Below are 11,679 nucleotides of genomic sequence, written 5' to 3'. Positions count from 1 at the left end.
TAATCGTTGAATCCGCATTCGAGATTACTTCCCGGCCATCAAGGCGACGTTTTCCTGCCATTTTTGCGTCTTGTAAGCGAGCAGCTTCTCAAATCCCGCTTTCTGCGCATCCGCTTCGGCTTTATCCAACACGGCTAGCACCTCCGCATCGTTCTTGGCGAACAAAGCCTTGGCCGTCGCTTCCTTGTAAATGTCCTCAACCTTCTGCTGAATGATGCCCTCGTCCGAATCCGAAGAAGGATCCAGATTAATAAACGGAGTGCCGTTAAATTGCGTCTTCCAGGTGATTTCCGACTGCCATCTCGTCTCCCAGTTGCGTTTCTCTTCCGGGAAGGTCATCTCGATCGCCGCTTTGCGCGTATCGATAAAGACCGTGTTTCCGTTCCACTGGAAGTTATTCGTCGTGTTCATCAGCTCGGATACTTTGTCCGGCTCGGAGAAATATTTATCATTGAAGAGCGGCCCGCCTTCTTCGTTGGTGCCTTCCCAATACAATCCTTCCGGTCCCCAGAAAATCGTCCGCTGCCCTTCCTCGCCCGTGAACCAATCCAGGAACGCGAATACGGCTTCCGGATTTTTGTGATTTTTGGTAATGACGCTTACGTTCCATCCCAGTTGAGCCCAATCCCCCGGCCACACTTTGTTCTTGTCCACGCCTTCCTTGTGAAGCGGCCAAATCATCATAAATCCGGGATGGTTCGGATTGGCCCCCTTCACCGTGCTGTCAGCGAGCGCGGCGATCTCCGTCGGACTCGAAGCTGCGAATACGGCAACTCTATCAGCGTACATTTTCTCTTTCACGTGGTCTTCCGTTTGCGTCAGAGCGTCTTGCGTAATCAGCTTCTCGCGGAACAGCTTGCTGGCGAATTGCATCGTCTCGCGATAGACCGGGTTAACGAACAGCGATGTCAGCTTATCGCCTTCAGGAACCGCTCTCATGCTGACATATGTCTTCGGGAAATCGTTGGCAAATCCGGATACCATCAGCTCGATGCCTTGGCCTTCCAGTCCCGGATCATAAGGAATCACGCTTGAACCGTACTTGTTCTTCACGGACTGCAGGTAGCTGTAGAGGTCGTCGAACGTTTCCAGCTTAGGGGAGCCCAGCTCCTCGTAAATTCTCTTATTCACGACATATCCGGAGTTTCCGTTCGGCTGCGTCGTGTACCAGTTGGGAAATTGGTACAGCTTGCCGTCCGGCGAACGAAGCAAGTTAATTGTCGATTCGCCTACCCATTTTTTCATATTCGGATACTTATCCAGCCAGTCGTCGAACGCAACCAGCATTCCCGCCTCGCGAAGCTTTTCGACATCGCCGCCGCGATCCAGCCAGATGACGTCCGGAAGCGTTTTCGAAGCGATCATCGTACTTAATTTCTGCTGCGCATTCCCGCCGGATTGAATTGCGGTCACATTCACTTTCTTATTCTCTTTAATCCAAGCGGTAGCCGGATCTTCCCCCCAAGGATTCATCGTGTACCAGTCGTAATTCCCGTAGAAGCTGAACTCGATCGGCGTTTCTCCGAATACAAAACCGCCTGCGGAATTCCCTTCGCTCTCCTTGGTTGCCGCGCCCGTCTTGTCCGGACTAGTTCCTCCTCCGGACGACTCCTTGCTGCAGCCTGCAAGCGCCGCAGACGCAGACAGCGTCAAAGCCATCAATAACAGCGAAGCCTTCTTAAACATACTCACTTGCAAAAACCCCTTTCGTTTTTTTATTTATGTTCAAAGCACGCGGCTTCAAACTACTCTTTAAGCGATCCGATCAGGACGCCCTTTACAAAATATTTCTGCACGAACGGATAGACCAGGACGATAGGGATGGTCGCCACCATCATCGTCGCCATGGACAGCGACTTCGTCGTAATGTTGCTCTTCATGCGCGACATGGCTGCATTCGCAGCGGAATTCATCTGCGACAACTGCTCGCTCATAATGTTGGAGTTCAGAATCTGCTGCAGCTTGGTTTGAATCGGCAGCAACTCGGGATTGTTAATGAAAATGCTTGGCGCAAACCAATCGTTCCAATGGTAGACCGCCGTAAATAACGAAAGCGTGGCGATAACGGGACCGGACAGCGGCAGCGCAATTCGGAAAAGCACACCCCAGTTGTTGCAGCCGTCCATCTTTGCCGATTCCTCGAGACCGTCGGGAAGCCCCTGGAAAAAGGTGCGGAAAATGATCATATTCCACACGCTGATCATTCCCGGAATAACCATCACCCAGAAAGTGTCCATCATGCCCAGCTCGCGAATCAGCAGGAAATACGGAATCAATCCCCCGCTGAAGTACATCGTAATGATGCACACGACCATGTAAAACTTCTTGTGCATCAGTTCCTTCTTGGACATTCCGTACGCGAATATCGCGGTGCTCATAATCGAAAGGAACGTCCCTGCAATCGTTCTTAGAATCGAAATGATGAAGCCGTCGACAATCCTTTTGTCCTTAAAGACAATGTGATAGTTATCGAGCGTAAAATCGCGAGGCCAGAAGGTAACTCCGCCTAACGCGGTATCCATCCCGTTGTTGAACGAGATGACAGCCGAGTTCCAGAAGGGATAGAAGGTTGCAAAGCCAAGCACGCACAGCGAGATGTAAATCGCGCCGTACATCAATCTGTCTCCGGCGGTTAATCTATGCATTCGGTCTCATTCCTTTCTCTGTTGGCCATGCGTTTACCACAAGCTGTTTCCGCTTTTTCTAGCCGCGAAGTTGGCGATGGTCAACAAGGCAACGCTGATAATCGCTTTGAACAAGCCGATGGCGGTCGCGTAGGAGAACCGCTGATTCTCAATTCCGATGCGATACACGTACACATCGATGACATCGGATACTTCGCGAATGCCCGCGTTCGCGAGCAGCAGGATATCTTCGAATCCGGCGCTGAGCAGATTCCCGATCGCCAGAATCATGAAAATGATAATGACGGGCATGATCGAAGGAATCGTTATCAGATACGTCATCTTAAACTTGCTGGCCCCGTCGATCGCCGCCGCTTCGTACATCTGCGGATTAACGCCGGCAATGGCGGCAAGGTAAATAATCGAACCGAATCCGATGCTCTTCCACACGTCCGTCACGACCAGAATGCTCCAGAAGTATTCGGGAAGCGAGAGAAAGCTGATCGGCTCGTCAATCAAGTTTAATTGCTGTAACAGCATGTTAATGCTCCCGTTATCCGTCGACAGCATGGAAGACACCATGCCGGCAACGATGACCCACGACATAAAATGCGGCAGGTAGCTGACCGTCTGAATGACCCGCTTGAACGCCAGCTTGCTCACTTCGTTCAACATGAGAGCCAGGATGATCGGAGCCGGGAACCCGATAAAAAATTTCAAAAAGCTGATTACGATCGTATTGCGGATCACCCGATTAAAATCGGGATCGTTGAAGAACGCTTCGAAATGCTTCAACCCGACCCATGGGCTATCGAGAAAGCCTTTAAACAGGCTGTAGTCCTGAAATCCCAGCAGCACCCCGTACATCGGAATGTATTGAAAAACAATAATGAGCAGCAGAGCAGGAACCACCATCAGCTGAATATCCCATTGTCCCGCCAGTCGTTTGAAATAGCTTTTCTCCGCACCGCCATATGCCGGCTTTCGCTCCGACGCGATCGGGGTATTACGAGCCATCGTCATTCTCCCTTCACCAGTTCGTCCTTAAAGTTTAATCGCTTTAACATTTGATTTGAGTTTACTCTGGCATGAAAGCCCTGTCAATCATCAAAAATAAAAACGATTAAACAAATTTTGCAGATTTTTAGGGGATAATTCACCAATTAACCCCCATTTGACAATATTCTTGCATGTATTTAATATTCGCAAAATGTTTAAGCGTTTATATTTTACAAAAGTATTTCACATGGAGTCCGACACCTCCTTTTGCGCAATACAAAAAGCCATCCATTCGGCGAGGTTCGCCAGAATAGATGGCCTTCGGCTTTCTGCGGTTATGTGGATCTTGGCGCGCCAGTCGTTTCCCGAATAATTAGCTCCGGGTCGAACTCCATGCTCACGTTTCGTCTGCTCGGATCCTTGATCAGCTTAAGCAATATGTCCACTCCCTGCCGACCGATCTTCTCGAACGGCTGTCGGACGGTCGTCAGATACGGACGGAACTCGGAAGCATAGATCTGATCGTCGAAGCCGATAACGGAGACGTCTCCCGGAACTTGAATACCCGCATTCTTGAACGCGTCCATCACGCCGAGCGCGATAAAATCGTCGGCGGCAAATACGGCCGTCGGCAGCTTGCCCGACTCGATCCAGCCGCTGGCGATCCGATAGCCCGAGGGAATGTCAAACCCTCCCTCCACAACGCCAAACGGTTTAATCCCCGCTTCCTCATGGGCATACAGGTAGCCTTTCTCCCTCTCCCGGCTGCTGAGAAACGATCTCGGGCCGCTAATATGAGCTATATTCGAGTGGCCGAGGTCAATCAAATGCTTCGTCGCGTCGTATCCGCCCTTGAAGTTGTTAACGACAATCATCGATACGGACAAATTTTGCTGCTGGCTGTCCAAAATAACGAACGGAATTTTTCGCTTCTTGAGCTCCATCACATAAACATCCGAGTTGGCCGGCGACAGCAGAATAACTCCGTCTACGCGATCCTCCTGAAACATGGAGCGCCGGAATGACTCTTCGTCTCCCTGAGAGATCGAAAGCGCGAGAAAATAGCCGTTCTCGGCCAACCGATCGTTGATCTCCTGTACTACCGCATCGAGAACGGAGTCGTGCAAGGTCGCCAAGGTCAGGCCGATAATGCCGGTTCTTCCGCTTGCCAGACTCCGGGCGGAAGCATTTGGATGATAATCGAGCTCTTTCATTGCCTGCAGTACTTTTTCCCTGTTCTTCTGTCTTACTGACGTGGAGTGATTCAGCACTCTGGACACCGTAACAACCGACAGGCCCGCTTTCTTGGCAACGTCGAAAATACTGACCTTCATCTCACGAACCGTCTCCTGTTACATTCATATTTTCATTAACGTATCATATTTCTTACAGAAATTCATCCTATAGTATCCAACCATCGTTTGTTGTCATTTGCCTTCGTTTTGCTTAAAATGTAACCAAACCTAAGGAGGGAAAGCGATGTTCGCTTCACATAGAAGGGACCGGATATTGGAGCTTCTGCAGCAGGACAAGCAGGTGCTCGTCAAAGATTTGGCGCGCTTGTTCAACGTATCCGAAGGCACGTTGCGGATCGATCTCCGCATTCTGGAGGATGAGGGACTGCTGGAAAGAACCCATGGCGGAGCCATTCCGAGGAAGCAGCAAGCGGCGGCTAACGAACTGCGGAATCCCTCTCGCAGCCAGCTCAACTATGAGGAGAAGCAGGCGATCGGCAGAAGAGCGGCCAAGCTTGTCATCGACGGGCAGTGCATTATTTTGGACGCCAGTTCGACCGCGTTGGAGCTGGCCAAAGGCTTGACCGACCATAATTATTTGACCGTGGTCACCAATGGACTTGAGACGGCAATGACGCTGAACCAGAATCCGCGCAACAACGTCATCCTCATCGGAGGCGTGCTGCGGAGCGGTTCCAAGACAGTCGAAGGCGTACTTGGCAAAGACATTCTGAGCGGCATTCACGCCGATCTGTTCTTCACTTCCGCCGAAGGACTGAGCGTGCAGGAGGGCATGACGGACTTCAGTCTGTACGAAGCGGAGCTCAAAAAACTGATGACCGCCAACGCCAGCCGAACCGTCGCTCTCGTCGATCATACTAAGCTCGGGAGAAGATCAATCGCCTCCTCGGTCGCCTTCGATGCGATTCACATCCTCATCACGGACGGAAGGGCGGATCCCGTTTTCCTGAAGCAGTTCCGACGCACGGAAGTGATCATAGCCGACTGAATTCGCCATCAAACGAACGTTCATATACAAGCGGATGCGAACGTCGATAAACGCACTCAATCGTTGACATTCGCAAGCAAACGAAAGGACAATAGAGGGAAGAGAATTCGCGATTTAGGGGGAAACTGCATCATGGCATTGAACGGAATCGATGGATTGATTATCGACCTGGACGGTACGATCTATCTCGGCTCTCAAGCGATTGAGGGAGCCAAGGAAACGATGGAGCATATTCGCGCCGCAGGTATAAAGGTCGTTTTCTTAAGCAACCGCGGCAATTATTCCCGAAGAATGTGCCAAGAAAAGCTTGAGGCGATGGGCATTCCGGCAGCGGCGGAGGAGATTATTCTAACCTCTTCCGTGACCGCCACATATTTGCTGGAGAACGAGCCTGACGGCAAAGCCTGGCTGTTCGGAGATGAAGGATTGCATGAGGAACTGAGGAGCCATGGAGTTCAACTCGCCGCCAAGCCGGAGGAAGCCGATTGGCTCGTTATTACGCTTCATGAGTCGCTGACTTACGCGGAACTGAACGACGCTTTTCGGGCCGCTCGCAGCGGCGCCAAACTTATCGTCACCAACGAAGACAAGACTTTCCCCGGAGACGGCGGAGAATGTATCGACGTGGGGGCTACGATCGCCGCGATCGTCCATACGACCGGAGCAGAGGTGTCCGTCGTCGTCGGCAAGCCTTCGGCCTATATGGCCAATGCGGCTCTTCGCGCTTTGGATCTGCCGCCCGAACGCTGTCTCGTCATCGGGGACAGCCTCCATTCCGATATCGCCCTGGGCAAGCGCGCCGGTATCCGCACGGCGCTCGTGCTCAGCGGATCGACAACGCGTGAACGCGGCGAAGCCGCCGAGGAGCGCCCCGATTTTATCTGGGATTCCATCTCGGACATTCGCACGCTGCTGCAGTCCGACAAGGAGGAGCGTCAATGACCTTTCCCGTAAAAATCGAAGCCGGCGCGCTTAACGCGGTTGCCCCGTACTTGAAAGAGCAAGGATATCGCCAAGTCGCCATCGCGGTCGACGAAATGACGTATAAAGTGGCGGGGGAGAGACTGGAACGGGAGATTGAACGTGCAGGAATTCAAGTTGGAACAACGCGGATTGAGCCTGATCGCCAAGGCGATGTGATCGCGGACGAGGCTTCCATAGTCCAACTGATTCTGGCGCTGCGCCAGGAGGCCGCGGAAGTTGCGATCGCCGTCGGCTCGGGGACGCTGCACGACATCTCGCGCTTTGCGGCATACGCTGTCGGTATCCCCTTCGTATCGGTGCCTACAGCGCCTTCTGTCGACGGCTTTAATTCCGTCGGAGCGCCGCTCATTCTGCGCGGCGAGAAAAAAACGATCGGAGCCATCGGACCTTCCGCTATTTTCGCGGATCTGGACATTCTGACGCAAGCTCCGGACGCGATGGTTGCCGCAGGCTTCGGCGATATGCTGGGCAAATATACTTCTCTATTCGACTGGACGTTCGGCCATCTAGCAGGTGGGGAGCCGTTCTCGCGCGAGGTGTACGAGCGAACGGAGCGAGCTCTGCTGGCGTGCGTGGAGCATAGCGAAGAGATCGGACGCCGCACGCCGCATGGTATCGAGACGCTGACTCGGGCGCTTATCGAGTCCGGCTTCGCGATGCTGCAATTCGGCCAGTCTCACTCGGCCTCCGGCGCCGAGCATCATCTCTCCCACTACTGGGAGATGGAGCTGCTTCGACTCGGTCGTAAGCAGGTACTGCATGGCGCGAAGGTCGGGATCGCCTGCGCGATCATTTCGGACCTGTACCGCGAGTTGGCTTCGGAGCGGCCGGAGCTGTTTCCTGTGGAGCATCGCGAGGCGCTGACCGAGGCGATCGCCCGCATTCCAAGCGGCGAGGAAATTCGCCGACTGCTTGCGCTGGCAGGAGGGCCGACCGCCCCCGAAGCGCTCGGCATCGGCCAAGAGCTGCTCGAGCGAAGCTTGCGCGAGGCGCACCGTATTCGCCCCAACCGCTACACCCTGCTTAGAACGTACAACGAATCGAATTAAGCGACGAAGAAGGCCGCCCCACAGCAGCAGCTGACGGGACGGCCTTGATTTTTCCCCGAAGGGGGTTAACCGGCTTGCAAACGACGGATTCTCTCTTCGAGGTCCGGGTGCGTCGAGAACAATGCGCTTCTCTTCTTGCCGCTGATTTGCAGAGTGGAGATCGCGGTTTGCTGACTGTCCTGCATACGATCCTGATAGGCTTTGAGCCCGCGCAGCGCGTGAATCATTTTGTCGCGGCCCGCCAGATGGGCGCCGCCGGCATCCGCATGGAACTCGCGATGTCTCGAATAAGCCAGCACGACAAGGCTGCCCAGAATGGAGAAGGCGATCTGGAAGACGATAACGGCGATAAAGTGAACAAGCCCGGCCAGTTCTTCCTTCACGAGCCGCGATACGGCCCAAGCGGCGATACGCGACAGGAAGACGACAAACGTGTTGACGACTCCCTGCAGCAGCGTCATCGTGACCATGTCTCCGTTAGCAACGTGGGCGACTTCGTGGGCGATGATGGCTTCCACTGCATTTTCGTCAAGCTCGTGCAGGAGTCCGCTCGATACGGCGACGAGGGAGCGCTTCTTCGAAGGGCCGGTAGCGAACGCATTCACCTCATTCGATTCGTAGATGCCGACCTCGGGCATATGCGTGAGCCCCGCGGCGCGGGACAGACGGTGAACCATATCGACGACTTGACGCTCGCCGTAGCTCAAATTGTCCTCCGGCTTGAGGACCTGGACTTTCATCATCATTTTGGCCATCCAGCGGGACATCGCCAGAGAGATAAACGCTCCGGTAAAGCCGACGATGGCGCTGAATACGAGCAACGAGCCAAAATCGATTCCGCCCGATTCATTCAAATATGAGCTAACTCCGAACACGGACAAGATGATGCCGATCGTGATCATGACGAGCAAGTTGGTTAGAATAAATAGCAAAATTCGCTTCATGAGCTCCTCCTCGATTTTCATTCAATTACATAAGATAAATTATTGAATGAGCTTTTCTTAATCTTTATGTACGGATGAACCCCCTATTGCGTTTCATTATCAGTCAAGCAAATCTGGATGAATAGGCACCTCTCTTGATTCAGTCAGCCGATAATTTGGGGTTGAGTCAAAAAAAAGTGCCTCCACTACCCCAGCCGGGGAGCGAAGGCCAAAATAGTGCCCTGACGCCACCCCAGCCGGGGAGCGAAGGCCAAAATAGTGCCCTGATGCCACCCCAGCCGCGGAGCGAAGGCCAAAATAGTGCCCTGATGCCACCCCAGCCGCGGAGCGAAGGCCAAAATAATGCCCTGACGCCACCCCAGCCGCGGAGCGAAGGCCAAAATAATGCCCTGACGCCACCCCAGCCGCGGAGCGAAGGCCAAAATAGTGCCCTGATGCCACCCCAACCGCGGAGCGAAGGCCAAAATAGTGCCCTGATGCCACCCCAGCCGCGGAGCGAAGGCCAAAATAGTGCCCTGATGCCACCCCAGCAGCGGAGCGAAGGTCAAAATAGTGCCTTAATATCCAACGAAAGATGTCTCGCAAAGTCCGCTGACAATAGAGTTCCCCTCTTGCCGCACGGCGGACCGATGTATGTCAATTGGTCAGCCGGAGTTAAAAAAAGGACAACTCTGCACTTTATAGAATCCGCAACTGGTGTATTAGATAAGTCCCGATTTTTGAAGCAGCCGTTGCATGATCGCCGCGAATTCGGCTCTCGTCATGTAAGCTTTCGGAGCAAGCGTATCGTCGCTTCTGCCGGACACGACGCCGGCCTGTACGCTATCGGCAATACCGTTTTTCGCCCATTCAGAAACTTTCGCCCCATCCGCGTACGAACGAAGCGTTTCTTCCACCGACTGGCCGGACAGCTTAGTTTTAAGCCCAGTCAACCGCAGCGCATTGGAAATGATGACCATAGCCTGCTCCCGCGTGATTTTGTCGTTGGGACGGAATGTACCGTCGTCGAAACCGCTGAGCAGCTGGTATACATGGGCCGTGTCGATCGCAGCGCGGTACGGGTCCGTGGATTTCACATCCGAGAACGACGTCGTCCCACCTTTCTCCAACTGGAGCCCCAGTCCGCGAACAAGGATCACCGCGAATTCCCCGCGGGTAATGTCACGGTCGGGATTAAACTGACTGCCGCCGGTTCCTTCAAAGATCAATCGCGAACCCATGTCGTTGACCATGTCTTTCGCCCAGTGGTTCGCTACGTCGCTGAACGTGACCGGATGCCAGACAACCGAGTACGTACTGTTCGTCAAGCTGTTGATGACCGCGAAGTATTTACCGTCGATCTTGGAAATCTTGGTCGGCACGTGACGCACTGTACCGTTTGGCTCTATGACGACCCCCGTCGTTATTTGGGCCGGGTCTACGTCGTCGGGTAAGGCGACCTTACGCTCCACATAAGCGTCGAACTTGTTGATTTCAACGCTTCTGTCTCCGTAAGTACCTCTGATGGTAAAGTTTACCGGAGATACGACCAATTCAAACTTTCCTTTGGTTGCCGATTGCTGGACGACTTTCACCATATCGGCTGTAGTTGCAGATATTTCGATTTGAATCTTGATATCTTCCAGCGCTACCGACTTGCCAATCTGATCGAACACAGAGTCGATGTTGATTTGATACGCCGGGAGCGTGTAGATTGCCCGATCCGTCTTGATTTCCAGCACGGCCTGCTTGTTTTCCATGTTCTTTATCATTTGGCCGTTCAACTCACTGACGATGACATCGGTCTTCATGTTCGCCGGAATGGTGATGATCGGACGTTGCTCTGCTGATGTCAGTTTGGCCTGCAGCTTCTTCTGATCCACGACGATTGTCGTTACGGTCTGATCCGCCCGTTTGGACGTCGTCGCCGTTCCAGCGGTTTCCGCTTTGCCGTTCACAAGAATGTCCACCCCTGTATTCGAGGGAGGGGTAGCACTCGTTCCAGATGGTTGCGTGGAGCCGGAGTTGCCGCTTCTTGGCTCTGCCACGACAACAGCCGTCGTTTGGCCAAACTTCACAACTTTGTCGTTGACATCAAGCTCCGCTACGGCCAGCTTGTCTCCGTTTGCCGCATTCACGATGCCACTAACCGGCAACTCCGTATAACCGCTCAGTGTTTCTCCCACGTTCGGTATGGTTACCACGCCGTTTGCCGCATTGAGGTACACAAACTTATGCCCCGTCGCTGCGGCAGGTGCAACCGTAATTTGCGTTTTGCCGTCGTTCGCCGCTCCCGCCACGTCGGTCGACGTTACCGTCAAACCGCTTCCAGCCACCGGCTCCGCCACGACAACAGCCGTTGTTTGGCCAAACTTCACAACTTTGTCGTTCTCGTCAAGCTCGGCTACGGCCAGCTTATCGCCGTTCGTCGCATTCACGATGCCATTAACCGGCAAGTCTGTGTAGCCGCTTAGCGTTTCTCCCACATTCGGTACGGTTACCGCGCCGTTTGCCGCATTGAGGTACACGAATTTATGACCCGGCATTGCGGAAGGCGCAACCGAAATTTGCGTCTTGCCGTCGTTCGCCGTTCCCGCCACGTCGGTCGACGTTACCGTCAAACCGCTTGCCGCCACCGGCTCCGCCTCGACTACAGCCGTCGTTTGGCCAAACTTCACAACTTTGTCGTTGACATCAAGCTCGGCTACGGCCAGCTTGTCTCCGTTTGCCGCATTCACGATGCCATTAACCGGCAACTCCGTATAACCGCTCAGTGTTTCTCCCACGTTCGGTATGGTTACCACGCCGTTTGCCGCATTGAGGTACACAAACTTATGCCCCGTCGCTGCGGCAGGC

9 protein-coding genes are annotated in these 11,679 nt (G+C 53.7%); 3 read left to right on the top strand and 6 right to left on the bottom strand.

Annotated features, from left to right (window positions below; all coding sequences use genetic code 11):
• Nucleotides 1-24: 24 nt before the first annotated feature.
• From DFP98_RS32770 to DFP98_RS32755, 4 genes are all read right to left on the bottom strand, one after another.
• The gene (locus DFP98_RS32770; protein WP_116064848.1) at nucleotides 25-1,686 is read right to left on the bottom strand and encodes an extracellular solute-binding protein; all 1,662 of its coding nucleotides are present in this window, start codon (nucleotides 1,684-1,686) and stop codon (nucleotides 25-27) included.
• Between the two features lie 59 nt (nucleotides 1,687-1,745).
• Nucleotides 1,746-2,645 (bottom strand): carbohydrate ABC transporter permease, encoded by a 900-nt coding sequence (locus DFP98_RS32765; RefSeq protein WP_116064847.1) that lies wholly within the window; start codon nucleotides 2,643-2,645, stop codon nucleotides 1,746-1,748.
• Between the two features lie 33 nt (nucleotides 2,646-2,678).
• Entirely contained in the window at nucleotides 2,679-3,539 is an 861-nt protein-coding gene (locus tag DFP98_RS32760) for an ABC transporter permease (protein WP_246016964.1), read from the bottom strand.
• Nucleotides 3,540-3,958: 419 nt separating this feature from the next.
• Nucleotides 3,959-4,957, bottom strand: coding sequence for a LacI family DNA-binding transcriptional regulator (locus tag DFP98_RS32755; protein WP_116064845.1), 999 nt, complete (start codon nucleotides 4,955-4,957; stop codon nucleotides 3,959-3,961).
• Between the two features lie 145 nt (nucleotides 4,958-5,102).
• Here DFP98_RS32755 and DFP98_RS32750 point away from each other — a divergent pair, with 145 nt between their 5' ends.
• From DFP98_RS32750 to DFP98_RS32740, 3 genes are all read left to right on the top strand, one after another.
• The gene (locus tag DFP98_RS32750; protein ID WP_116064844.1) at nucleotides 5,103-5,867 is read left to right on the top strand and encodes a DeoR/GlpR family DNA-binding transcription regulator; all 765 of its coding nucleotides are present in this window, start codon (nucleotides 5,103-5,105) and stop codon (nucleotides 5,865-5,867) included.
• Between the two features lie 132 nt (nucleotides 5,868-5,999).
• Nucleotides 6,000-6,809: an HAD-IIA family hydrolase gene (locus tag DFP98_RS32745; RefSeq protein WP_116064843.1), complete on the top strand. Its 810-nt coding sequence runs from the start codon at nucleotides 6,000-6,002 to the stop codon at nucleotides 6,807-6,809.
• Nucleotides 6,806-7,900 carry a sn-glycerol-1-phosphate dehydrogenase gene (locus tag DFP98_RS32740; protein WP_116064842.1) on the top strand — a complete coding sequence of 365 codons (1,095 nt, stop codon included), beginning with the start codon at nucleotides 6,806-6,808 and terminating at the stop codon, nucleotides 7,898-7,900. Before DFP98_RS32745 ends, DFP98_RS32740 begins: the two co-directional genes overlap by 4 nt.
• Before the next feature lie 65 nt (nucleotides 7,901-7,965).
• Here the strand turns inward: DFP98_RS32740 and htpX are convergent, their stop codons facing one another.
• Nucleotides 7,966-8,865, bottom strand: a complete 900-nt coding sequence (gene htpX, locus DFP98_RS32735) for a protease HtpX (protein WP_116064841.1) — start codon at nucleotides 8,863-8,865, stop codon at nucleotides 7,966-7,968.
• A 680-nt stretch (nucleotides 8,866-9,545) separates the two neighbouring features.
• Nucleotides 9,546-11,679: S-layer homology domain-containing protein (locus tag DFP98_RS32725; RefSeq protein ID WP_147310318.1), on the bottom strand; the 2,134-nt coding region annotated here is incomplete at its 5' end.

The organism is Cohnella phaseoli (assembly GCF_003386235.1).
Classification (GTDB): domain Bacteria; phylum Bacillota; class Bacilli; order Paenibacillales; family Paenibacillaceae; genus Cohnella; species Cohnella phaseoli.
Note: the sequence above shows the minus strand (reverse complement) of the source record. Positions and strands in the feature narration are given on the sequence as shown.

What these genes read in the sequence shown, in the direction of transcription:
- DFP98_RS32750 (WP_116064844.1), top strand. Translation starts at nt 5,103, where the DNA reads ATGTTCGCTTCACATAGAAGGGACCGGATATTGGAGCTTCTGCAGCAG.
- DFP98_RS32755 (WP_116064845.1), bottom strand. Translation starts at nt 4,957, where the DNA reads ATGAAGGTCAGTATTTTCGACGTTGCCAAGAAAGCGGGCCTGTCGGTT.
- DFP98_RS32740 (WP_116064842.1), top strand. Translation starts at nt 6,806, where the DNA reads ATGACCTTTCCCGTAAAAATCGAAGCCGGCGCGCTTAACGCGGTTGCC.
- DFP98_RS32765 (WP_116064847.1), bottom strand. Translation starts at nt 2,645, where the DNA reads ATGCATAGATTAACCGCCGGAGACAGATTGATGTACGGCGCGATTTAC.
- DFP98_RS32760 (WP_246016964.1), bottom strand. Translation starts at nt 3,539, where the DNA reads ATGGTGGTTCCTGCTCTGCTGCTCATTATTGTTTTTCAATACATTCCG.
- DFP98_RS32770 (WP_116064848.1), bottom strand. Translation starts at nt 1,686, where the DNA reads ATGTTTAAGAAGGCTTCGCTGTTATTGATGGCTTTGACGCTGTCTGCG.
- DFP98_RS32745 (WP_116064843.1), top strand. Translation starts at nt 6,000, where the DNA reads ATGGCATTGAACGGAATCGATGGATTGATTATCGACCTGGACGGTACG.
- htpX (WP_116064841.1), bottom strand. Translation starts at nt 8,865, where the DNA reads ATGAAAATCGAGGAGGAGCTCATGAAGCGAATTTTGCTATTTATTCTA.